Here is a 21,784-nt window from a genome sequence, read left to right on the forward strand (position 1 = left end):
TCAGGCGACCTTGACCAGCAGCTTGCCGAAGTTTTTCCCCGCCAGCAGACCGATGAACGCCGCCGGGGCGTTCTCCAGCCCCTCGGTGACGTCCTCCCGGTAGGTGATGGAACCGTCGGCGACCTTCGGGCCGATCTCGGCGAGGAACTCGTCGTAGTGCTCGGCGAACTCGGTCTGGATGAACCCGCGGATGAGCACACTCTTGTTGAGGACCGTGGTCATCGTCGCCGGCAGCCGGTCATGGTCACCGAACCCGCCGGTGTTGTACTGGGCGACCAGACCGCACACCGGCACCCGGGAGTACAGGTTCAGCCGCGGGCGCACCGCGTCCCAGACCGCACCGCCGACGTTCTCCCAGTACACGTCCACCCCGTCGGGGCAGGCGGCCTTGAGGTTGCGGTAGAAGTCCGGGTCGCGGTGGTCGACGGCCGCGTCGAACCCGAGGCCGTCGCTCACCCAGCCGCACTTCTTCTCCCCGCCGGCGATACCGACCGCGCGGGCGCCGGCGAGTTGCGCCAGCTGGCCGACCATCGACCCGACCGGGCCGGACGCCGCGGCGACCGCCACGGTCTCCTCCTGCTGCGGCTTCCCGATGAACTTCATGCCGGCCCAGGCTGTGAACCCGGGCATGCCGAGCACGCCGAGTGCGGTGCTCTCCGGGGCACCGTAGGTCTGCACCTTGCGGACCCGGTCACCGTCGACGACGGCGGCGTCCACCCAGCCGGTGCGCCACAGCACCAGGTCGCCCGGCGCGAAGTCCGGGTGCTTCGAGGCGACGACCTCGCTGACGGTCTCGCCCTCCATCACCCCGTCGACGGGGACGGGCTCGGCGTAGGACTTCGCGTCGCTCATCCGGCCGCGCATGTAGGGGTCGAGGGAGAGGTAGTGGACCTTGACCTCGAGCTGGCCGTCGGCGAGCTCGGGGAGGTCGACGGTCTCGAGGCGGAAGTGCTCGGGTCCGGGGGTCGCCTCGGGGCGGGACGCGAGGACGATCTGGCGTGCGGTGGTCATGGGGCTCCTTCGGGTGAGGTCCGGGGAATACGTGCTTCTCCCCGAGGGTAACGGCACCCGACGGTCCGGGTCGGCGTTCCGGGGTAGTCCGTCGGGCGGCAGTCCTCGTGGATGCGTCGCCGTAAAGGTTCCGGGGGATCCTGGAATGTCGGCATCATGGGATCCCAGGTCAGTTCCGCCTCCGGAAAGTGGCCTCCGGTCCCATGATGCCGACAGCCCGACGAGAAGGGGTTACAGACCAGCGTGCCCGGACCACATTCTCCCGGCCTCGTCCGCCGCCCGGCTGATGAGCGTCGTCAGTTTCGGCGACTCCGGCACCCGGAACGACGTGTAGCCGCCCCGACCACCCGCCACCGGGCGTCCGTACGCCTTCGCGGCGAGGGAACCGTCCGGGAGGAGCCGGATGTTCAGCGTCTGCAGGCGGTACTCGACGTCCCGCCGGGTATCCGTCCACTGGAGCTCCTCGGGGACGGCGACATTGATGGCCAGGGCACTGACCTCAGGGGGAGTTCCGGATCCGTTCGGCATACGTGCCAGGGTAACGACGCCTGCCACTCCGGGGCTGTCAGCGTCTTGGGATCCCAGGCCAGTTCCGCCTCCGGAAAGTGGCCTCCGGTCCCATGATGCCGACAACGGTGGACAGGGAGAACCGGGTTGACCGTCCCAGGGTGGTTCAGGGGGTCACCGACCACCCTGACACGGTCAGGTCAGGCCACGGACGCCGGATAGACTGGTCGACCATGACTGACAACGCGCCCGGGACGGCGTCCGACACCACCTTCGACCCCGGCACCCGGATCGGGGAGGTCGACGGCCACCCGGTCCACGGCCGCACCGGGGTGATCCACACCCCGCACGGCGACATCCACACCCCCGCCTTCATCCCCGTCGCCACGAAGGCCACGGTGAAGACCCTCACCCCCGAGCAGGTCCGCTCCACCGGCGCCGAGGCGATCCTCTCGAACGCCTACCACCTCTACCTGCAGCCCGGCGAGGACATCGTCGACGAGGCCGGGGGACTCGCCGAGTTCGAGAACTGGCACGGCCCGACCTACACCGACTCGGGCGGATTCCAGGTGATGAGCCTGGGATCGGGGTTCCGGAAGGTCCTGGCGATGGACCTGACGAACCTCACCGAGGCCGACGTCCGGGCGGCGAAGAAGGAACGCAAGGCCCTCGTCGACGAGGACGGGGTGGACTTCAAGTCCGTCATCGACGGCTCGGCGCACCGGTTCACCCCGGAGAAGTCGATGCAGATCCAGCACCGGCTCGGGGCGGACATCATGTTCGCCTTCGACGAGCTGACCACACTCGTGGACCCCCGCGACTACCAGCGGGAATCCGTCGCCAGGACGCACCGGTGGGCGTCCCGCTGCCTGGCCGAGCACGACCGGCTGACCCGGGAGCGCAGCCACCGTCCGCTGCAGTCACTGTGGGGCGTGGTGCAGGGGGCGCAGTACGAGGACCTGCGCCGTCAGGCCGCCCGCGGGCTGGTGGAGCTGTCCCGTCAGGCGGAGGCCGAGGGACGCCGCGGCTTCGGCGGTTACGGCATCGGCGGTGCCCTGGAGAAGGAGAACCTCGGCACGATCGCCGGCTGGGTGTGCGATGAGCTGCCGGCGGACAGGCCCCGCCACATGCTGGGGATCTCCGAGCCGGACGACCTGTTCACCTGCATCGCCGCGGGGGCGGACACCTTCGACTGTGTCGCCCCGACCCGGCTGGCGCGCCGCGGTGGGGTGTACACGCTGGACGGCCGGCTGAACCTCATGGCGGCCCGGCACAAGCGGGACTTCATCCCGATCGACTCGGAGACCGGCGGCTACGTCAACGCGCACTACACCCGCGCCTACATCCACCACCTGCTCAAGGCGAAGGAGTACCTCGCCGGGACGCTGTGCACGCTGCACAACATCAACTTCATGATGACGCTGACGCGCAACATCAGGACCGCCATCGAGGAGGGCCGTTTCGAGGAGTACCGCGACGAGTTCCTCGGCCGCTACTACGCGAACAAGGCCCCGGAGCTGCGCGGGCGGTAGATCCTGTCCGGCGTTCCCGCGCCCGTCAGGAGCGCGCCGCCGCGGGGGCGTCCGGCACCTTCGCGATCTCGCCGGAGCCGTAGGCCTCCTCCAGCTTCTCGCCCTCGATGTCGAAGGTGGGGAGCACCTTGTCCAACCACTTCGGCATCCACCAGGTGGCGCGTCCGGTGATGAACATCAGGGCGGGCACGAGCGTCATGCGGATGAGGAACGCGTCGAACAGCACTCCGGCGCCCAGGGCGAAGCCGAAGACCTTGATGAACGGCAGCGGCTGGGCGATGAACGAGACGAACACGGCGATCATGATGATCGCGGCGGCGGTCACGACCCGGGCACCCAGGCCGAAACCCTGGATGACCGAATCCTCGACGGCGTTGTAGCGGCCCGTCTCGCCGGCGGCCACCGCCGTGTGCGAGTGCTTCGTCCACCGCTCCCGCATCCGCGACAGGATGAACACCTCGTAGTCCATCGCCAGCCCGAAGGTCACGCCGATGAGGAAGATCGGCATGAAGCTGATCAGCGGACCGGGCGAGTCGATGAGCCCCCACAGTCCCTCCTGCCAGAACAGGACGGTCACCCCGAAGGCGGCGCCGATGGACAGCAGGAATCCGGACGCCGCCACCAGCGGCACCAGCAACGACCGGAACACCATGAGCAGCAGGACCAGTGCCAGGCCGACGACGAGGGCGAGGTACACCGGCATCGCCCCCTCCAGCCGGTCGGTGACGTCCTGCTGGATCGGGGTGAACCCGGTGATTCCCATGTCCACCCCGATTTCGTTCTCGAGGGACTCCTGCTCGTGGCGCAGCTGCTGGATGAGCTGGACGGTCTGTTCGTCGATCGGGCCGGTGGTCGGGGTGATCGCGATCTGCGCGGTCTGCCCGTCCTGCGAGGCGCCGACGAGCTGGGCGCGCTGCACGCCGACGGTGTTGGCCAGCCGGTCCTTGACGGTGACGAACGCGGCCTGGGCCGGCGCCACCCCGCCGTCGGTCAGCGGCTTGAGGGAGGTCGCGGTGCCGTGGACGTGGTGGGCGTCGACGATGGCGAGGAAGGGGGCGTTGCGGCCCGGTCCGAAGCCCTCCTCGACGAGTTCGGCGGACTTGCGCTGGGTGGTCGATTCCGGCGAGGTCATGTCGGACGGCAGGGACAGCTGCAGGCGTGTGGCGGGCAGGGTGAGCAGGACGAGCACGGCGACGACGACGAGGACGAACAGGCCGGGGGCGCGGTGGATGAGCTGCACCCAGCGGGTGCCGAGCGTCGGGCGGTCGGGGTCGCGGTAGCGGCGGGTGCGGCGCAGCCGCCTCACCCGGAACCTGCCCGTGGCGGCCTCGACCTCCTCGGGGTCGTTGCCGTCGAGCACGGCACGGCCGGCCGCGGCGTCCTTCCGGAAGACCCGCGTGCCGCCGAGGCCGAGCAGGGCGGGCAGCAGGGTGAGGGCGACGAGGACGGCGATGAGGACGATGGCGGCGGCGGCCAGGCCCATGTAGGTGAGGAACTCGATGTTGGCCAGTGCCAGGCCGACGAGCGCGACGATGACGGTCACACCGGCGAAGACCACGGCGGAGCCGGCGGTGCCGACGGCGAGCCCGACGGCGTCCGGCCGGGATCTGCCGTGGCGGAGTTCGTCGCGGAACCGGCTCATGATGAACAGGGCGTAGTCGATGCCGACGGCCAGCCCGATCATGATGCCGAGGACCGGGGTGATGTTGTTGAGCGGGACGAAGGCGGTCGCCCCGGTGATGCCGAGGGCGCCGATGCCGATGCCGATGACGGCGGTGATCAGCGGCAGTCCGGCGGCGAGCAGGGAGCCGAAGGTGAAGGCGAGGACGATGAAGGCGACGACCACGCCGATGACCTCACTGATCGGCTCGATCTCGATGGGGTCGCCGAAGCCGGCGCCACCGGCCTCGGCCTGCAGTCCGGCGTCCCGCGAGGTCTGCAGCGCGTCGTTGACGGCGGCCTTGTCCGCGTCGGTGACGTCGGCGGGCAGGTCGACGTCGAAGGAGAAACTGGTGGTGCCGATCGTGCGGTCCGGGTTGACGAGGGCGACGTTGGCGGCGTCGGCCTGTGCCACGTCCTCGGGCATGCCCATCTGCGTCTCGGTGCCGACGAGCATGTCGGTCTGCGCGTGGTCGGCGGTGACCGGGTCGGCGAGATTCTGCCGGGCTTCGTCGGACAGGTCGGAGACGTTGTCGCGGATGCCCTGCAGGGCGCCGTCGACCGCGGCCGTCACGTCCGGGTCGTCGAGGGTCTTGCCCTCGGGGCCTTGAACACGAGGGTCACCCCGGCGTCCTCCATCGGGTTCTTCGTCCCGGGGAAGGCGTCCAGGAGCATCTCGGTGGCGTGCTGCGAGGGCACGCCGGAGATGGCGAAGAGGTCGTTGTACCCCTTCTGGATGGCCGTGGAGCCGACCCCCACCACCAGCAGGACGCCGACCCACACCGCCAGCACGAACTTGCGGTGCAGGTAGGACCAGCGGCCGAGATGGAAGAGGAAAGTCGCCATGGGCGACCATCCTAGGGGACGGACCTGAGGGGGCTCACACAACCACTCACAGACCGCTGTGCACGATGCGGCCGCCCGGCTGGCCGGTGTCACCGTCGGCCCCGTCCGCCCCGTCGGCCCCGTCGGCCCCGTCGGCAGGGAAGGCGTTGGCCAGCGCGGCGGCGAACAGGCGTCCGCGGGCGGCGTTGCCCTCGGCGTTGTAGTGGACGTCGTCGCCGTCGAGGAACCAGTCCATGTGCTCACTGACCTCGGAGGCCCAGTCCCACACGACGACATCCGGGTAGTCCTTCGTCGCCCGGGCGAGGACCTCGTTGAACTTCACCATGTTGGCGTTGTCCCAGTGGCCGGTGTCCAGCCGGGTCTTCGTGTTCGACCACATGACCCGCTGGCCCCTGAGCTGGTCGAGCATCATGCGGATGCGCTGTTCCTCGTCGTAGTTCGCCCCGGCGGAGATGTTGGCGGCGTCATTCACACCGGTCGCGATGACCCAGCAGGTGCCGTCGGGCTGGCCCTGGCCGAGCAGTTCGGCGACCGAGTCGACGGCCGAGGGGTAGTCCTCGAAGCCTTCGGTGGTGTTGCGGCCGCCGAAGACGCTGGTGACGACCTCGCCGGCGCCGTGCTCGAGGTACCGGTTCTCCCCGACGTCGGCGGGGTCCGGCAGCATGTCGGGGTTGAAGATGCCGAGCGAGGTCGAGTCACCGACGTGGATGACGCGGGTACAGGACATCAGTGCGGTCCCGTCCGCCGGGGTCACGGCCGGGTCGGCGACGGCCGGCCCGTTGTCCTCGAGCTCCATCCCCTGTCCGGCGGCGCCACCACCTTTTCCGGACGCCGTGGCGGTCGCGCCGTCCGGGTCGGCGAGCACGGCGGGGGCGCCGATGGCCAGGACGGCGGTCATGACCACGCCCGCCCCGGCACCGGCGTACCGGCGGAGCCGGCCCTGGGCGGCCACCGGCACGGCCCGGTCGTGCCGCCACTGTGCGAGCCAGTTCTTCACGGGGGCGACCACGCCGTGGCGGCGGATCGGGTCCTCGAAGAGGGTCCAGCTCAGGGCGGCGAGGATGACGGAGATGCCGACGGTGATCACGGCGGAGGCGATGAGGTGGTCGGTCAGCCAGCCGGCGGGGAGGAAGGCGATCACCGGCATGTGCCACAGGTAGATGCCGTAGGAGCGCTCCCCGAGCCAGCGCATCGGCAGGCACCCGAAGAGCCGGGACCACACGCCGTCGACGCGCAGCACGGCGAGGATGGCGCAGCCGGCGGCGACGGTCAGCAGGGCGATGCCGCCGTGGTAGAGGAACATCGAGTCCCGGTCGACGAGGATGACGAGGGCGAGGATCCCCGCGACGCCCACCAGGCCGAGGACCGCGGCGGCGGGACGGCTGACCTCGGTGGAGCGGCCGGCGGACCGGCGGGCGGAGAGCCACACCGCCAGGGCGGCGCCGAGCAGCAGTCCGCCGGCCCGGGTGTCCGTCCCCTCGTAGACGCGGGTCGTGTCGGACGCCGGGTCGGCCAGCACCCACATCAGGGCGAAGGACGCCGCGGCGAGGGCGACGGTGACCAGGGCGACGAGGCCCCGGCGGTTGCGCAGCAGGACCGTCAGGGCGAGCAGGACGAGCGGCCAGACGAGGTAGAACTGCTCCTCGACCGACAGGGACCACATGTGGTCGAGCGGGCCGGGGCCGGCGAAGTTGTCGAAGTAGGAGGCCTCGCTGACGATGGTGTGCCAGTTGTTGACGTAGAAGAACGTCGACAGTGCTTCCCCGACCCGGTCGGTGAAGGCACCGCGGTCGAGGGTGGTGGTGAGGATGAGGACGGCGATGACGGTGACGATCATGGCCGGGGCGAGTCGGCGGAACCGGCGCAGCCAGAAGGTCTTCAGGCCGAAGTTGCCGCGGCGGTCCCGGGACCGCATGAGGTTGGCGGTGATGAGGTAGCCGGAGAGGGTGAAGAACACCCCCACCCCCAGCAGTCCGCCGGGGACGCCGCCGACGTTCAGATGGTAGAGGATGACCACCGCCACGGCGAGGGTCCTGAGTCCGTCCAGTCCGGGGACGTACGTCGTCCCCTTGTCCACCGGTCTAGGCACGCTGCCCGACCTACCTTCCTTTGACAGGTATCATCACCAACTGAGTTATCCTAGCAATTCAGTCGGATTCAGCCCCAATGACGTGGGGAAGTTTCCCCGCCCCCTCCCAGACAATTCTTCGCCGTGCTGCCCTGTCCCGCCCGTCCCCGCCCCGTCCCCGCCGCCCCGGCAGACGGTGAACGGCGGATACTGCTCCCCCTGTCACCGTTTCCACCCGACACGCGGTGACAGCGGGTGCAGTATCTGCCGGGCCGTGGCGCGATGCCCCCAGTTGACCCGGCCGCGGCGTCCGGCCCGGCAGGCCACCTGTTCGGCCGGCAGGCCAAAACTACGCCGAAGACGGTGGTGAACGGCGTTTTAGCCTGCCACGCCGACGGTTGAGCTGCCACCGGTCGGCCGGTCATCGCGAGGAAGTCATGTTGACCCGAGTTGACCCGGATCGGGCAGTTCCGTCGGACCAGAAACGCAGAATCGGGTCAGGTCGGGACAACTCCGGCCGGGTCAACCTGTGACACGCCCGTACCTGTCCGGGACCCCGCTCCCCCGACCCGCACACGACGAGACCCCCGGTGCAGGGCACCGGGGGTCTGACGTTACTGGCGGTGGCGGAGGGATTTGAACCCCCGGTGGTTTTACCCACACTCGCTTTCGAGGCGAGTACCTTCGGCCGCTCGGACACGCCACCGCGGAAAAGGGTACAACACCCGACGGAGTGCGGCCAAACCGGCAGCAGTCACCGCAGCAGCCACAGTGGTAGTCACCGCTGCAGTGGCACAGCGCCGCAGCGGGTTGGGCTACTTGCCCTCGAGCTTGTCGAGGCCGGAACGCAGCGCGTCCTTGGCCTTGTCACCCTTGTCGCCTTTGGCAACCTTGTCGATGGCCTGGTCGGCGGCACCCTCGATCTTGTCGCGGTTGTCGCCCACGGCACCCTTCGCCTTGTCGGCGACGCCCTTCAGTGCGTCCTTGTCGAAACCTGCCATGGTGGCCTCCTGGAGAAATAGTGACGGAATATGACGGACGGTGACCGGTGAGGCCGGCCAGGTCCGTCAGGTCGGTAGGGTCCTTACGTCGCCCAACGGTAGAGGACGGGGCGCGGTCCCGCTACCGTTCCCCGTATGACGGGTCGGCCCGCCGACCACGGAAGAAGTCGCCCAGCAGCGCCGCACACTCCTGCGCCAGGACGCCCGACCGCACCTCACAGCCGTGCAGCGGCGACTCCCGGGGGACGTCGAACACCGACCCGCAGGCCCCGGTGCGCGGCTCCGGGGCACCGTAGACGATCCGGCCGATCCGCGCCCCGACCGCCGCACCCGCACACATGGCACAGGGTTCCAGGGTGACCACGAGGGTGCAGTCGCCGAGCCGCCAGGCGTCCCCGTGGCGTCCTGCCGCCGCGCGCAGCGCCAGCACCTCGGCATGGGCGGTGGGGTCCGCATCGGTCTCCCGCCGGTTCGTCGCGGTGGCGAGCTCGGGGTACCCCGCGGCCGCCGGACCGTAGACGACGGCACCGACCGGCACATCCGCCGCCGGGGTGTCGGCCGCGACCGCCAGCGCACGGCGCATCCAGGCCTCGTCGCGCAGGTCGGCGGCCGGGCGCGGCAGACCCGACCCGATGAGCCGGGGGTCCGCCACCGGGCTCACCCCCAGTCGCCGAGCAGCTCGTCGAACTCCTCGGCCAGTTCACTGTCGAAGCCGAGTTCCTCGGCGACGCGCAGCAGCTGTTCGGAGGCGTACATGTCGGGGTCGTCGAAGACGACGGCCAGCAGCTGGCTGCCCACCCCGATGTCCTCGAGCAGGTCGAAGTCGCCTTCGGGCCAGGGGGCGTCCGGGTCGTCGGCGCCGTCGACCTCCTCGTCGGTCGGTGGTTCCACCCCGAGGTCGTCGAGGACGTCCCGGGCGAAGAGCACCCCGTCGACCTCCGGGTCGTCGGGGTCCTCGGAGGCGACGGTGGCGTCCCCGATCAGCAGCCGGGCGCCGCCGGGCACGGGGCGGACGAGGGCGCCCCAGTCATCGTCGACGCACACCAGGCCCAGCAGGACGCCTTCGGCCCGCAGCCCCCGCAACTCCCGCAGCAGGGGTGCCAGTCCGGTGGGCGCGGTACGCTGCAGGACACGCAGTCGCCACGCCCCGTCGGCGAGTTCTGCCGCCAGAACAAAACCACTCATGGCCGCCAACGCTAGTCGGCCCCGGCCCCACGTGAAAGGTGAACACCGTGAATCCGCAGACCACCCCCGCCGCAACCCCCGTGACCCGACCGGGTCCGGTCTGCGTGCTCGGTCTCGGGCTCATCGGCGGCTGCCTGCTCCGCGACCTCGTCGCCGCCGGTGTCGAGGCCTTCGGCTGGAACCGCTCCACCCCCACGGTGGAGGCGGCGGCGGCCGACGGTTTCGACGTCTCCGCCGACCTCCCGGCCGTGCTCACCCGGGCGGCCCGGCAGGACGCCCTGGTCGTCCTCGGTGTCCCGTTCCCCGCGCTGCCGGCGATGCTCGATGCACTGGAGCGCTACGCCCCGCAGGTCGGCTTCACCGATGTGACCAGTGTGAAGGGTTCGGTGCTGACCCTGGTGACCGACCGCGGTATGGCGGACCGGTTCATCGGCGGCCACCCGATGGCCGGCACCGCGGACTCCGGGTGGGAGGCCACCGCCGAAGGCCTGTTCCGCGGCGCGGTGTGGGTGGTCACCACCGACAACGCCCCCGCCGCGGTCGAGTCCCCGCGGGACGCCGCCTGGCTGCGCAACTGGCGCCGGGTCGTGGAGACCGCGACCCTGGTCGGCGCCGCCCCCGTCCCGGCCCGCGCCCGCAAGCACGACAAGGCGGTGGCCCGCATCTCCCACCTGCCGCACGTCATGGCCGAGACGATGGCGATCACCGCCGACAACGGCGGCGCCCTGTCACTGTCGCTGGCGGCCTCCAGCTTCCGGGACGCCACCCGCGTCGCCGGCACCGAGCCGGACCTGGTGCGCGCGATGTGCGAGAACAACCGGGAGGCGCTGGTCACCGCCCTCGACGAGGCGCTGGCTCTCATGACCGGCGCGCGGGACGCCCTGGCCGCCGGCGGTGACCTCACCGACTTCACCGAGGCCGGCCATGATGCGCGGCTGCGGTTCGAGGCCCGCGCCGGCCGGGTGAAGGGCGGACCGACGACCCGGTCACTGATCCGGGTGCTCCCCGGCTCCGACGGGTGGCTGGACCAGCTGCACTACGCGGAGAGCATCGGCGCGCAGATCGGCGTCATCTGACGGCCGTCATCTGACCCGTCGTCACCGGGGCTGGCAGTGCGCGGCATCAGCGGTCCCCGCCGCGCCTGCCGGGTCTGCGGCGCCGGTGAGCACCGGTGCGATCCGCTGTGCGAGCTCGGCCATGGCGTCCCGCGCGGTCGCCTCGGAGCCGTCGGCGGTGGTGACGGCGGCAGCGAACGGGACGCGCGCGCCCTCGTCGCCGGCGAGCCCGAACTCACGCAGCAGGTAGGTCCCGTCCGCGTCGGCACCCCAGCCGCCCGTGAACAGTGCACCGGGAAGTTCGCCGGCGCCGTGGCGGTGGTCGTCGATGACCCGCCCCATCGCGTCGAGCACCGGTCCCGCACCGGTGAGGCACGCCAGCCGGTCGGCGAAGATGACCTGGTTGTCGAGAGTCCACCGGTCGTCGCCGAAGCCTCCGTGGTCCGACCGGCCCCGGTCGGCGACGGTCTTCGTCGGGTCACCGGCCTGGCGCAGGACAACGTCGACGTAGCGGGCCGCGTCCTCGTCGGTGTCCCCGAGGCTGTCCCGGAGGCGCAGCGCGGCATCGTTGTCGGAGGCGGAGACCGCCGCACCGACGTCGCCGGCGATGTCGGCTCCCCCACCGGTCTGCAGCGCCTTCTGCTCGGCGGCGACGGCGACCGGCACCGTCATGCTGGACCAGGCCGGGAGATCCTGGAGCTCACCGGCGTGGACCACCCCACCGGCCGCGCGCACACTGACGCCGACCTGCACGTCGTATTTCCCGGCGATGTCGGTCACCGCGGCGGTGAGGTCGGCCCGCACGGTGGCGGCGGCGGCCTCGTCGGTCGGCCGGGACTGTTCGGAGACCTCGTGTTCGAGCGCCTGCTGCTGCTCGCGTTCCTCCCGGGACAGCCCGGTGCCGTCGGAGCCGTCGGTGCCGCTGCCGTCACCACTGGTGACCGCGGAGACCACGACACCGACGCTGAGCAGGGCGAGAACCACGGCGACGGCGGCGGGGGCCGTCCCCGGCCGGGGGTCGGCCCCGGGGCGCGGCTCCGCCGGGGTCCGGTGCCGGGCGGTCTCGTTACGGTGCCTCACCTTTCGGGACCCTACACACCGGGAACGGTCAGCAGCTACCCGGTGCCACTCCGGTCACTCCGGCGAGACGGTCCGGCAGCTGACCGACGATCTCGTCGAGGACCCGCTGGCCGCCCTCGTAGCTGCCGTCCGGGGATGTCGCGGCGATGGACACCGGGACCTGCGTCCCGTCGCGTCCGGGGACGAGACCGAACTGGCGTACCTGGTAGGCGCCGGATTCGTCGGGACCCCAGCCGCCCTTGAACCGGGCCCCCGGGATGAGCCCGAGACCGTAGCCGCCACCGTTGCTGATCCGGCCCATCGCGTCGAGCACCGGTCCGGCCCCGGGCAGGCAGGACAGTTTCCCGGCGAAGGTCGCCTGGTCCGCGGTGGTCCACATCGTCTGGCCGAAGGCGCTGAAGCCCGGCCGCACGACCTGGTTCTGGACCGTCGTGGTGGCGTCCCCGCCCTCCCGGAGCACCGCCTGCACCGCCGCACCCGCGGCGGTCGGGTCACCGAGCGAGGCCCACAACTGCTCCGCCGCGGCATTGTCGGACTCGGTCAGCGCGGACTCGACCGTCGGTCCGGTCGCGGGATCATGGCGCAGCGCGGCGATCGCCAGCGGCACCTTGCTGGTCGACCACGCCGCCCGGGCGGACGCCGCCCCGGTCTCACCACCGGTCACGGGGCGGCCGCCGTCGAGCCACGCCACCGAGTAGGACGCCGCGATGTCCAGGCCGGCATCGCCCGGCGCGGCGGGTGACCGGTCGGAGCCGGGTGCCGGTGCGCCGGGGGTCGGCGACGGTGCACCGGCGGTGCCGGCTGTACCTGCACCGTCCTGTCCGGCCTGCACGGTGACGGTCTCCCGGTTCCCGGTGGCGTCCCCGATGACGCACCCGGACAGGGCCCCCACGGTGACGGTGGCCGCCAGGGCTGAGCAGGTGACTCTGCCGGTGACCGTCCCGGCGACGCTGCCGGACGACCTATGCGATGTAGACATTGGCACTGTTCCCGCCGGTGCAGTGGACGTAGCTGCCCTGGTCCCGGCAGTCCATCGTGTAGCTCTGGCCGTTCGTCGGGCTCGTGGCGCTCACGGTCCGGTCGACCCGCCGCGACGGGTCGGCGAGGTAGTCGTTGACGAAGGCGTCCCGGACGGCCACCCCGAACTCCTCTGAGGTGTAGGTCGTGCCGTTGGGCGGGGAGACCCAGACCGCGTTGAACTGGCCGGTCGGCTCGCCGTTGCGGGCGGCGGCGTTCGCCGGGACCGACCCGCCCGGCAGATTCGCCGTGGTCGGACGCGCCTGGCCCTGGGGCTGGTCACCGCCCTGACCGTTGCCCTGGTCACCGCCCTGACCGTTGCCCGGCGCGGGCTGGGCCGTGGACGCCCCGGAGCCGCCGGGCGCGTTGTCGTCATCGCTGCCGAAGAGGTTGTCCCACTGCCACACCAGGGCGAGGATCAGTGCGATGACGACGAGGACCGGGATGACGATCGCGAGGACCCTGCCGACGCCACCGGACTTCTGCGGTTGCTGCTGCGGCGGGTACGGGGCCTGGTAGCCCTGGTAGCCCTGGTAGTTCTGCTGGTACTGCGGCGGCTCCTGCTGCCCGTACCCGTCCGCCTGGTGCCGGTACTGCGGCGGCGTGGCCCACGGGTTCTGGGCCGGAGCCTGGCCGGCGTCCTGTGCCCCGCCCTGTGCCCCGCTCTGTGCAGGGGCGTCCGCCTGCCAGGGCGACGACGTCCCCGGCGCGGCGGGATCCTGTCCGGACCCGGCGTCCACCGGTGGGAACATCGTCGTCTCGTCGTTGCTGGGCGAACCCGGGTCAGGCTGTCCCCAGCCGCTGGTGTTGCCGCTCATTCCGTGTACTCCTCGACTGTCTCCTGGACCGGCCCGGCACCGACCCGGTACCCGCGGTGGCGGTGGTGCCGGACGGATCCGCGGTGCCGGTCGGTTCTCGTAGCCCACAGTGTAGAGCAGGGTATGGACAACCTGAGTAACTGTGGGCCCCGAGTGCGGCGTCCCGGCACGGCGGACCGGGGACAGGGCGTCCCCTCCACAGCAGCAGAAGTATTACCGGGTTCCACCGGTAGAACTTTTCGCGACCTGGGGTTTTCCGGATTTCCAGGTGCCGCAGGTGGTAACACTTTCCCCGGGCCGGGCACCGGGCCCCGGCAATGGTCCGGGTACCGCACACCGTCTCAGAACGACCAGGGGAAATGCTCCGCGACCGGCGCCCCCTCCCCCTGCCGCTGCGTATTGAGCCACAACGCCGCAGCCACACCCCGTGCGACCAGCCGGCATCCCGACCCGCCCATCCCCGCACCACAGGTGCCGGACGCCCGGTCGACCAACCGGTCATCCAGGTCACGGCGCAGCCCGGCCGGCACCGCGCGCCCGTCCCGGTCGATGACACGCAGCAGGTCATAGCCCAGATCGTGGGCACGGCAGGCGGGTGTGAACGATGTCGGCAACGCCACCGGCGAGGAGCAGGCCCCGTCCGGATTGACCAGGTACCCGTCCTCCACGACCGGCCGGTACCCCAGGTCGGCGACCAGAACGTCAGGCACCGTGACCTGCTCAGCCGTCGCACCGTCAGCCACCTGCCCGGCCACCTGCTCCGCCGCCGTCGCAGCCGCGGTTGCCGGAGTACCGGACGCCGCCCCCGGGGCATCGGACACAACCGACCCTGCGGCGACCGGCGCCGCCGACCCGGAGACCGCCAGCACCGCGGTGAGACCCACCCGGGCTGCAGCCAGCCGGGTCATCCGGGTCATCCTGCCCGGCTTGCCCGGCCTGCCCTGTCGTGTCGTCATGGTCCCGACCTTCCCGGCCGTCCGGTTCGTGGTTCGACTTCTCATGACCGGGGACGCTATGACCGCCGCCGTACCCGACGGATCCCCCGCGACAGTGAACCGGATCTCCCTCCCCAGGGGGATCCCACCACCCCGCCGGTCCTCTACCGTCGGTGGACATGCCCCGTCTGCCCCGTCTGCGCCGTCTGCCGAGCCCCGCCACCGTCCGCCGGCACCACCCGGGCCGCCGCGCCGCCGGCGCCCTCCGGCAGGTGCCGGTGGACGTCTGGCCCGTGGTCCTCGCCCTCATCCTCTACGCCGTCGCCTGGCCGGTCTTCCACCTCACCCACTCCGTGCATGCGGCGATCGTCCCGCTCCTCGCCGCCACCGGCACCTGGCCGGTCGGGGCGGTCCGCCGGTACCCGTTCCCCGCCTGGGTGACCGTCGCCGCCACCTGCCTGATCAGCGTGCCGTTCCACGACAACCCCGGCTACGCCCTCGGCTGGCCGGTCCCCCTCCACCTCGCCCTGGCCGTCACCCTCGCCGCCGTCGTCCTGCGCGGCACCGCCAGGCAGGTCGCCCTCGCCGTCGCCGGCACCGTCCTGCTCATGCTCGCCAACCCGTCGGAGGTCATCCTCGGCTGGATCGTCGGGGCGGGGGTGTGGTCCGCGTTCTTCCTGCTGCTGCGCTGGCTGCTGGCGTCCCGCCGTCAGGCACGGACCGAAGCGGGCCGGGCGACGGAGCAGTCGGCCCTGCGGGTGATGGCCGAGGAACGCAACGGGCTCGCCCGGGACCTCCATGACGTCGTCGCCCACGAGATGTCGATGATCGTCGTCCAGGCCCAGTCCGCCCCCTACCGGCTGACCGGGGTGACCCCCGCGGTCCACGCCGAGTTCGACTCCATCGCCGACACCGCCCGCGAGGCGCTCAACCAGGTCCGGGAACTGCTGGGGGTGCTGCGTACCGACGCGGAGCAGGGCACCACCACCCCGGTCGGCATCTCGCAGATCGAGCCGACACTCACCGCCGCCCGCCGCGCCGGGGTGGATGTCACCTGGACCGTCGACGGGGATCCCGGCACCGTCAGCCAGACCTCGGGGGTGGTTCTCCAGCGGGTCCTGCAGGAATGCCTGTCGAACGCCGGCCGGCACGCCCCCGGTGGCACGGTCGTCGTCGGGCTGGAGATCAGCCCGACGTGGGCGTCCCTGACCGTGGACAACGGCCCGGCCGCCCCCGGTGCGCTGGTCCCCCCGGAGCACAGCGGCGGGTCCGGTATCCCCGGGATGGCGGCCCGGGTGCAGGCGGTCGGCGGGACGTTCAGCGCCCTGCCCGCCGCGGACGGCGGCTTCAGTGTCGCCGCCGGCGTCCCGGTCCGTGCGAGCTGAGGGAACTGTGCGAACTGTACGGACTGCAGGAACTGACAGCCGGGTAGATTCAGTGGTCATGGAGCAGTCCGGGAACATCACCGCCGTCGTCGTCGACGACCAGGCCATGGTCCGGCAGGGGTTCGCCGCCCTGCTCGGCGCCCAACCGGACATCACCGTCGTCGCGGACGCCGCCGACGGCGCCGAGGCCGTCGACCGGGTCACCCGGCTGCACCCCGATGTCGTGTTCATGGACGTCCGGATGCCGGTGATGGACGGCCTGGAGGCCGCCCGCCGCATCCTCGCCGCCGGCCTCGACCCGGCACCCCGGATCATCATGCTCACCACCTTCGACCTCGACGACTATGTCTTCGAGGCACTGCGGCTCGGCTGCTCGGGATTCCTGCTCAAGGACGCCCCCGCCGACGAACTCGCCCGCGCCGCCCGCCTCGCGGTCTCCGGGGAGGCGCTGCTCGCCCCCACCGTCACCAAACGGCTCATCGCGGACGCCGTCGCCCGCCATCCCGGCCCCACCGCACGTCGCGCCGCCGGCTCACCGGCCTCCCGTCGGCTGGCGGAACTCACTCCCCGGGAGCGCGAGGTCCTGGAACAGATCGCCACCGGCCGGTCCAACCAGGAGATCGCGGAGACCCTGTTCATCTCGGAGGAGACGGTGAAGACCCACGTCCGCCGGGTCCTGCAGAAGCTGCAGCTGCGCGACCGCGTCCAGGCCGTCGTCTTCGCCTACGAGAACGGCGTGGTGTAACTCCCCGTACCTCACTCCACAGGATTCACTCTTCAGGGCTCACTCCTCAGGGTGACCCGGAGATCACCCGCCACGGGGATCCGCCCGGCACATCCCGCTCCATAGCGTGCGGAGCATGGCCACACCGACAGTCCCCGCCCCCACCTCCGGCCCCGCCACGCAGCAGCCGCCACGGCAGCCACGGCAGCCGGCTGTGCCCGGCCGAACGCCCGCCCGCACCCGCCGGCACCGCATGACCGCCCTGCTCCTCCTCGTCGTCACCCTCCTCGCCGGCGCCCCGCCCGGCACCGCCGGCCCGGCCGCAGCCGCCGTCTGGTGGGCCGTCGACTCGGGCCCCTTCGCCCGCTCGCCACGCGACATCCTCACCGAGACCTCCCCGGCCGGCGCCGTCCGCGTCTTCGGCGACCACGCCGGACAGGACGCCGCCACCGCCGCCCGCGACACCGTCGACGCCCTGGAACAGGCCGGCGGCCTCGACCGCCGGATCCTCAGCGTCGACCTGCCCACCGGCTCCGGCTGGGTGGACCCCGACGAGGTCACCGCCCTGGAACGGTGGGCCGGCGGGGACATCGCCTCGGTGTCCGTCCGGTACTCCGCCGCCCCCTCGGCCGCGGTCCTCCTGCTCCACCGGGATCTGGCGGTCGACTCGGCCCGGGCACTGCTCCACGAAGTGGTCGACCGGGTCGACCGGCGGGATCCGGCGCGGCGTCCGGCGATCGTCGTCCACGGCGAAAGCCTCGGCGCCCTCGTCGGCACCGAAGTGCTCACCGACCCGCGGCTGGACGCCGCCGTGGCGTCCCGGCTGTGGCAGGGCACCCCCGGCGGCGCGCACGCCCCGGCGCCCACCGGCCCCGGCGCCCGGTGCACCGTCACCGACCTCAACGACGACGACCCGGTCGGACAACTGTCGACCCGGCTGCTCGCCCACCCGGTGCAGGCCGCCACCGTCCTCGCCGACCTGCCCGGATCGGAGAACCGGCCGGCCGGCTCAGGCCACAGTTACCGTCCCGTGCTCCCGCCGGCCGGCTGTGTCCGGTGAGCCGGCGGCCGCGGCACGCAGCCCGTCGGTGACCCGCCGGGCCCACTGCCCCACCGCCGCGCGGGCCTGCGGGGTCGAGGGGTACCGGACCCGCAGCTGCAGACCGTCGTCGTCGACCACGAACCACGCCATCACCCCGTCGGTCATGATGCGGGCGGAGACATGCTGGGGACGCGCCGCCGCCGGGACCTGCACCGGCAGCCGCCGGTTGTCGAGCCAGGAGACGGCGAACATGCCCGGGGACTGCGGCATCCCGCCCCACGGCCGCAGGAGCGGCTCGAGCGGGTGGGAGCCCAGGGCGATCGCGTCCCCCACCGCTCCACTGCACACCACCGGATCGGTGGAGTCCGCCTCCAGCACCGCGTTGGTGATGAACCAGCCGACCGAGTCCGCCCACCGCCGCCGGTCACCGTCCGGCCCGCGCCGGGAGTGCACCGGGAACACCGCACGCAGTACCCCCGCCCCCATGTCCCGGTTGACCTGCACCATCACGCTCACCGCCATCGGCAGCAGCCGGACGCCGCTGTGCGCGGCCACCGCCTCGAGCCGGGCGACACCGGCGGGGTCCAGGACGTCGACGACCTCCACCACCTCGTCACGGGGGACCGAGACATCCCCGAGGTCCAGCGGGAACACCGGCATCCGGCCACCACCGGCCGCCATGATCTCCGCCCAGCGGTTGCGGACCTCGACGGGGGCCGGCGGCCGGACCTCCAGACCGCGGGTGTGCTCGGCGAAGGAGGGCACCGTCGCCCGCAGTCCGGGCGGGGTGCCGGCGACGGCCCGGACCGATGTTCCGTCGGATGCGCTGCCGGAGGCGCCGTCCTCACCGGCGCCGAGGAAGGCGAGCATGTCCCGCACCAGGACGAGCAGCGACCAGGCGTCGCCGTGGCAGTGGTCCAGGCCGATGACCGCGGTGCGGCGTCCGCCCCCGTGGTCGACGACGGCGAGCCGGTACGAGGGCAGCCCGAACGGCTCACAGACCTCGTCGAAGTAGTCGCGCAGCAGGGTCCGGGGGTCGGTCTCTGGGTCGGTCTCTGGGCCACCGAGGGGCCGCCACACGCCCCCGGTGACGACGATGTCGTGCGTCCGGATCAGCGGCAGCCCGGTGACCGGGTCCGGCCCGTCGTCACGCAGCACCGTGCGCAGCGTCCCGTGCCGGTCGATGACCCGCCGCCAGGCCTGGCCGACCCGCCCCAGTCCGACCGGTGGCAGCCGGAAAGCCACCGCCAGCCACGACCCCGGCCGGGTACCCGCGGCGGCGTGCCGGGACTGGTCGAAGGAGGCGACGTGGCCGTCAGGCAGGGCGTCGGGGGCGGGTGCGACCGTCGGCTCGAACACGGTCACCCGCCCTGCGGAAAGTTCCATACGGGCTACAGTTGTGAGTCTCATGTCCCTGGAAGATAGGGGCGCCGGATTTCCGGGGTATTTCTCCCCGGGAACAGGACGAGTCCGGAAAGGCAGCCATGAACGGGTCGCTCGACACACTGGCCTACGACACCTGGGGGCCGGCTGACGGCATCCCCACCATCCAGCTGCACGGTCTGACCTCCAGCCGCGCCCGCGATGTCGCCCTCGGACTCGACCTCACCGCCGGGCAGGAGGACCTGCATGTCCTGCGGTACGACGCCCCGGGGCACGGCCAGTCACCGGGACCCCGCATCCCCGCCGCCTACCGGTGGACCTCCCTGGCGAAGAACCTCGAGGAGATGACCGCCTATTTCGGCGGGGTGCCGGTGCACGCCGTCGGCCAGTCGATGGGTTCCGCGACGATCCTCACCTCCGCCGCCTCGGATCCGGCGGCCGCCGTATCGCGCTACGGGTCCTTCGTCCTGGCCCTGCCGCCGACCGCGTGGGAACTGCGCGGCGACCGGGCCGGCACCTACGAGAACTCCGCCCGGTTCGTCGAGGAGCACGGCAGGGCCGCCTTCGCCGAGACGACCCGCTACGAGCCGACTCCACCGGCGCGCCGCAACGACGTCCCCTTCACCTGGCCGGACGTCGCCGAGGACCTGCTCCCCACCGTCTTCCGCGGCGCGGCGGGCAATGACCTGCCGCCGCGCGAGAAGATCGCGGCGCTGGGCGACAAGCGGATCCCCACGCTGATTCTCAGCTGGTCCGGCGACCCCGCACATCCGGTGGCCGTAGCCGAGGAACTCCACCGGCTGCTGCCGAACTCGCAGCTGGTGACCGCGGACACGCCGGCGGACACCGCGACCTGGCCGGATCTCATCGGTTCATTCATCCGGACACAGTCCCGGTACTACCTCGGGCAGCACCGGCGGCGGTAACCCGGATGCGGGGCGCCGGGCGCGGGGCCGGCAGAAGGTGAACGGCAGATACTGCCCTCCCCGTCACCGTTTCCACCCCGTAGGCGGTGACAGCGGGTGCAGTATCTGCCGTATCTGCGAGCGCAGCGGTCCGGACACGGAAAAACCCGGTCCGCACCGTGGTGCGGACCGGGTCCCTGCTGTGCGCCCGGAGGGATTCGAACCCCCAACCTTCTGATCCGTAGTCAGATGCTCTATCCGTTGAGCTACGGGCGCAGCCGCTGCATCTCTGCAACGAGGACAAAGCGTACACGCGCCCCGGTACGCTGGCAAATGCGCAGGTCACACCAGCTTCGACAGGAAGCGCAGCGGCACCACCTTCAGCAGCCACGAGATCGGACGCCACGGCCACTCCGGCGCATAGGCCTTCCGCCGCCGCGCCTCGACAGCCGCCAGGATCGACCGCACCCCGCGCTGCGTGGACACCATGAACGGCGTGTTCTGCTCCACCTTCTCGTTCATCTCCGAGCGGATGTAGCCCGGCAGGATGACCGTCACATCGATCGGCGATCCGGCGGTGACCAGCTCGGACTGCAGCGCCTCCCCCAGGTTCGCCACGAACGCCTTCGTCGCCCCGTAGGTCGCCATGGACCGCCGGTTCCCGCGCAGTGCGGTCACCGAGGAGATCAGCACGAGGTGGCCGGCACCCCGGCCACCGTCGGCGGCGCGGAACAGCTCCATCGCCGCCTCCGCCTGGGCGAGGACGCCGAGGACGTTCGTCGTGGCGGTCCGCTGGTTCGCCGACGGCCGCCCCGACCCGACCGGACGCCCCTGCCCCAGGCCGGCATTGGCGACGACCCGGTCCAGACCACCGGCACCGGCGGCCCGGGCATCGGCGTCCGCGGTCCGGAAGACCTCCCGCACGGCGTCCGCGTCGGTGACGTCGAGGGCGTAGGTGCGCACCGTCACCGCGGGGTGCGCCGCCGTGATCTCGGCGGCGAGGGCGTCCAGCCGGTCGGTGCGGCGGGCGCAGAGTGCGAGGTGGTGACCGAGGGCGGCGGACTGGCGGGCGAGTTCGGCGCCGATGCCGGAACTCGCACCGGTGATGAGGACCGTGAAGGGCGCAGACGGGGACACTGCAGAGGAGGACGCGGAAGAGGGCATGGCCCTGAAGATAACAGGAAACCCCGCACCCTCGGGCCGGTTTCCACCGGTCCACGGTGCGGGGTTCTCCCAGAGAAAAGCGTGCGCCCGGAGGGATTCGAACCCCCAACCTTCTGATCCGTAGTCAGATGCTCTATCCGTTGAGCTACGGGCGCCCGCTGTTTCCAGCGACTCCAGTCTCCTGCGGCACACCACCAGACGGGAGTGTCACGCGATCCCGGGGTACACCACACACCCCTTGTAACGGGACCGCGCCCTGAATGCCCACCGACCTCACCACAAGGCGGGTGGACGGCTGACGACACAACCCTCACGAAAGCTGCAGGAACTGAAGTGGCGGAGACGAGAGGATTTGAACCTCCGGTCCTCTGTTAGGAAGACAACTCATTAGCAGTGAGTCCCATTCGGCCGCTCTGGCACGTCTCCACGCCGTCACTCGCGCAACGGCTCCTGACACACTACAACAG

Annotated in this window: 18 protein-coding genes, 4 tRNA genes and 1 pseudogene; 6 read left to right on the forward strand and 17 right to left on the reverse strand. The window is 71.6% G+C overall.

Features of this window, described 5'->3' with window-relative positions; genetic code table 11:
* A complete protein-coding gene (locus FSW06_RS07995) occupies positions 1-1,011 on the reverse strand; it encodes an NADP-dependent oxidoreductase (protein ID WP_010121154.1) in 1,011 nt (336 codons plus the stop codon).
* Positions 1,012-1,242: 231 nt separating this feature from the next.
* Positions 1,243-1,539 carry a hypothetical protein gene (locus tag FSW06_RS08000; protein ID WP_010121155.1) on the reverse strand — a complete coding sequence of 99 codons (297 nt, stop codon included), beginning with the start codon at positions 1,537-1,539 and terminating at the stop codon, positions 1,243-1,245.
* A 212-nt stretch (positions 1,540-1,751) separates the two neighbouring features.
* Between FSW06_RS08000 and tgt the strand changes: the two genes are divergently transcribed.
* Positions 1,752-3,050: a tRNA guanosine(34) transglycosylase Tgt gene (tgt, locus tag FSW06_RS08005; RefSeq protein WP_010121156.1), complete on the forward strand. Its 1,299-nt coding sequence runs from the start codon at positions 1,752-1,754 to the stop codon at positions 3,048-3,050.
* 25 nt (positions 3,051-3,075) lie between these two features.
* Here the strand turns inward: tgt and FSW06_RS08010 are convergent.
* From FSW06_RS08010 to FSW06_RS08035, 6 genes and pseudogenes are all read right to left on the reverse strand, one after another.
* Positions 3,076-5,555: pseudogene (locus FSW06_RS08010) on the reverse strand (MMPL family transporter).
* Positions 5,556-5,601: 46 nt separating this feature from the next.
* On the reverse strand, positions 5,602-7,644 hold the full coding sequence (locus FSW06_RS08015) for an acyltransferase family protein (RefSeq protein ID WP_083827068.1): 2,043 nt from the start codon (positions 7,642-7,644) through the stop codon (positions 5,602-5,604).
* Positions 7,645-8,241: 597 nt separating this feature from the next.
* Positions 8,242-8,329: transfer RNA gene (locus FSW06_RS08020), tRNA-Ser, on the reverse strand.
* Positions 8,330-8,438: 109 nt separating this feature from the next.
* Positions 8,439-8,624, reverse strand: a complete 186-nt coding sequence (locus FSW06_RS08025; RefSeq protein ID WP_010121159.1) for a hypothetical protein — start codon at positions 8,622-8,624, stop codon at positions 8,439-8,441.
* A gap of 121 nt (positions 8,625-8,745) precedes the next feature.
* Positions 8,746-9,207, reverse strand: a complete 462-nt coding sequence (locus tag FSW06_RS08030) for a nucleoside deaminase (protein ID WP_050801993.1) — start codon at positions 9,205-9,207, stop codon at positions 8,746-8,748.
* A 74-nt stretch (positions 9,208-9,281) separates the two neighbouring features.
* Positions 9,282-9,809 (reverse strand): tRNA adenosine deaminase-associated protein, encoded by a 528-nt coding sequence (locus FSW06_RS08035; protein WP_010121163.1) that lies wholly within the window; start codon positions 9,807-9,809, stop codon positions 9,282-9,284.
* A 47-nt stretch (positions 9,810-9,856) separates the two neighbouring features.
* Here FSW06_RS08035 and FSW06_RS08040 point away from each other — a divergent pair, with 47 nt between their 5' ends.
* Positions 9,857-10,885 carry a prephenate dehydrogenase gene (locus FSW06_RS08040; protein ID WP_010121165.1) on the forward strand — a complete coding sequence of 343 codons (1,029 nt, stop codon included), beginning with the start codon at positions 9,857-9,859 and terminating at the stop codon, positions 10,883-10,885.
* Positions 10,886-10,906: 21 nt separating this feature from the next.
* Here FSW06_RS08040 and FSW06_RS08045 read toward each other — a convergent pair whose 3' ends face one another.
* From FSW06_RS08045 to FSW06_RS08060, 4 genes are all read right to left on the reverse strand, one after another.
* Positions 10,907-11,944, reverse strand: a complete 1,038-nt coding sequence (locus FSW06_RS08045; protein WP_010121168.1) for a hypothetical protein — start codon at positions 11,942-11,944, stop codon at positions 10,907-10,909.
* Between the two features lie 28 nt (positions 11,945-11,972).
* Positions 11,973-12,923: a serine hydrolase gene (locus FSW06_RS08050; RefSeq protein WP_238525977.1), complete on the reverse strand. Its 951-nt coding sequence runs from the start codon at positions 12,921-12,923 to the stop codon at positions 11,973-11,975.
* Positions 12,907-13,779 (reverse strand): hypothetical protein, encoded by an 873-nt coding sequence (locus FSW06_RS08055; protein WP_010121170.1) that lies wholly within the window; start codon positions 13,777-13,779, stop codon positions 12,907-12,909. The genes FSW06_RS08050 and FSW06_RS08055 overlap by 17 nt, the downstream gene beginning before the upstream one ends.
* A gap of 341 nt (positions 13,780-14,120) precedes the next feature.
* Positions 14,121-14,735, reverse strand: a complete 615-nt coding sequence (locus tag FSW06_RS08060; protein ID WP_139024507.1) for a hypothetical protein — start codon at positions 14,733-14,735, stop codon at positions 14,121-14,123.
* Positions 14,736-14,893: 158 nt separating this feature from the next.
* On the opposite strand from FSW06_RS08060, the gene FSW06_RS08065 reads away from it, so the two are divergent.
* The 3 genes from FSW06_RS08065 (at position 14,894) to FSW06_RS08075 (ending at position 17,883) form a co-directional block, all read left to right on the forward strand.
* Positions 14,894-16,099, forward strand: a complete 1,206-nt coding sequence (locus tag FSW06_RS08065; RefSeq protein ID WP_010121172.1) for a sensor histidine kinase — start codon at positions 14,894-14,896, stop codon at positions 16,097-16,099.
* 58 nt (positions 16,100-16,157) lie between these two features.
* On the forward strand, positions 16,158-16,844 hold the full coding sequence (locus FSW06_RS08070; RefSeq protein WP_040430381.1) for a response regulator: 687 nt from the start codon (positions 16,158-16,160) through the stop codon (positions 16,842-16,844).
* Between the two features lie 115 nt (positions 16,845-16,959).
* Complete coding sequence (locus FSW06_RS08075; protein ID WP_139024508.1) at positions 16,960-17,883, forward strand: alpha/beta-hydrolase family protein; 924 nt, start codon at positions 16,960-16,962, stop codon at positions 17,881-17,883.
* On the opposite strand, the gene FSW06_RS08080 is transcribed toward FSW06_RS08075, so the two are convergent.
* Complete coding sequence (locus FSW06_RS08080) at positions 17,833-19,251, reverse strand: condensation domain-containing protein (protein ID WP_010121177.1); 1,419 nt, start codon at positions 19,249-19,251, stop codon at positions 17,833-17,835. The genes FSW06_RS08075 and FSW06_RS08080 overlap by 51 nt on opposite strands.
* Positions 19,252-19,349: 98 nt before the next feature.
* Between FSW06_RS08080 and FSW06_RS08085 the strand changes: the two genes are divergently transcribed.
* Complete coding sequence (locus tag FSW06_RS08085) at positions 19,350-20,174, forward strand: alpha/beta fold hydrolase (RefSeq protein WP_010121179.1); 825 nt, start codon at positions 19,350-19,352, stop codon at positions 20,172-20,174.
* A 182-nt stretch (positions 20,175-20,356) separates the two neighbouring features.
* Here FSW06_RS08085 and FSW06_RS08090 read toward each other — a convergent pair.
* The 4 genes from FSW06_RS08090 to FSW06_RS08105 all read right to left on the reverse strand — a co-directional run bounded on the left by FSW06_RS08090 (position 20,357) and on the right by FSW06_RS08105 (position 21,743).
* Positions 20,357-20,429 (reverse strand) — tRNA-Arg (locus tag FSW06_RS08090).
* Positions 20,430-20,495: 66 nt separating this feature from the next.
* Positions 20,496-21,317: an SDR family oxidoreductase gene (locus FSW06_RS08095; RefSeq protein WP_050801985.1), complete on the reverse strand. Its 822-nt coding sequence runs from the start codon at positions 21,315-21,317 to the stop codon at positions 20,496-20,498.
* An 82-nt stretch (positions 21,318-21,399) separates the two neighbouring features.
* A tRNA-Arg gene (locus FSW06_RS08100) sits at positions 21,400-21,472 on the reverse strand.
* A 179-nt stretch (positions 21,473-21,651) separates the two neighbouring features.
* A tRNA-Ser gene (locus FSW06_RS08105) sits at positions 21,652-21,743 on the reverse strand.
* Positions 21,744-21,784: the final 41 nt, after the last annotated feature.

This window comes from Corynebacterium nuruki S6-4 (assembly GCF_007970465.1).
Taxonomy (GTDB): Bacteria; Actinomycetota; Actinomycetes; order Mycobacteriales; family Mycobacteriaceae; genus Corynebacterium; species Corynebacterium nuruki.

What these genes read in the sequence shown, in the direction of transcription:
- FSW06_RS07995 (WP_010121154.1), bottom strand. Translation starts at nt 1,011, where the DNA reads ATGACCACCGCACGCCAGATCGTCCTCGCGTCCCGCCCCGAGGCGACC.
- FSW06_RS08000 (WP_010121155.1), bottom strand. Translation starts at nt 1,539, where the DNA reads ATGCCGAACGGATCCGGAACTCCCCCTGAGGTCAGTGCCCTGGCCATC.
- tgt (WP_010121156.1), top strand. Translation starts at nt 1,752, where the DNA reads ATGACTGACAACGCGCCCGGGACGGCGTCCGACACCACCTTCGACCCC.
- FSW06_RS08025 (WP_010121159.1), bottom strand. Translation starts at nt 8,624, where the DNA reads ATGGCAGGTTTCGACAAGGACGCACTGAAGGGCGTCGCCGACAAGGCG.
- FSW06_RS08030 (WP_050801993.1), bottom strand. Translation starts at nt 9,207, where the DNA reads ATGCGCCGTGCGCTGGCGGTCGCGGCCGACACCCCGGCGGCGGATGTG.
- FSW06_RS08035 (WP_010121163.1), bottom strand. Translation starts at nt 9,809, where the DNA reads ATGAGTGGTTTTGTTCTGGCGGCAGAACTCGCCGACGGGGCGTGGCGA.
- FSW06_RS08050 (WP_238525977.1), bottom strand. Translation starts at nt 12,923, where the DNA reads ATGTCTACATCGCATAGGTCGTCCGGCAGCGTCGCCGGGACGGTCACC.
- FSW06_RS08055 (WP_010121170.1), bottom strand. Translation starts at nt 13,779, where the DNA reads ATGAGCGGCAACACCAGCGGCTGGGGACAGCCTGACCCGGGTTCGCCC.
- FSW06_RS08060 (WP_139024507.1), bottom strand. Translation starts at nt 14,735, where the DNA reads ATGACGACACGACAGGGCAGGCCGGGCAAGCCGGGCAGGATGACCCGG.
- FSW06_RS08065 (WP_010121172.1), top strand. Translation starts at nt 14,894, where the DNA reads ATGCCCCGTCTGCCCCGTCTGCGCCGTCTGCCGAGCCCCGCCACCGTC.
- FSW06_RS08070 (WP_040430381.1), top strand. Translation starts at nt 16,158, where the DNA reads ATGGAGCAGTCCGGGAACATCACCGCCGTCGTCGTCGACGACCAGGCC.
- FSW06_RS08075 (WP_139024508.1), top strand. Translation starts at nt 16,960, where the DNA reads ATGGCCACACCGACAGTCCCCGCCCCCACCTCCGGCCCCGCCACGCAG.
- FSW06_RS08080 (WP_010121177.1), bottom strand. Translation starts at nt 19,251, where the DNA reads ATGGAACTTTCCGCAGGGCGGGTGACCGTGTTCGAGCCGACGGTCGCA.
- FSW06_RS08085 (WP_010121179.1), top strand. Translation starts at nt 19,350, where the DNA reads ATGAACGGGTCGCTCGACACACTGGCCTACGACACCTGGGGGCCGGCT.
- FSW06_RS08095 (WP_050801985.1), bottom strand. Translation starts at nt 21,317, where the DNA reads ATGCCCTCTTCCGCGTCCTCCTCTGCAGTGTCCCCGTCTGCGCCCTTC.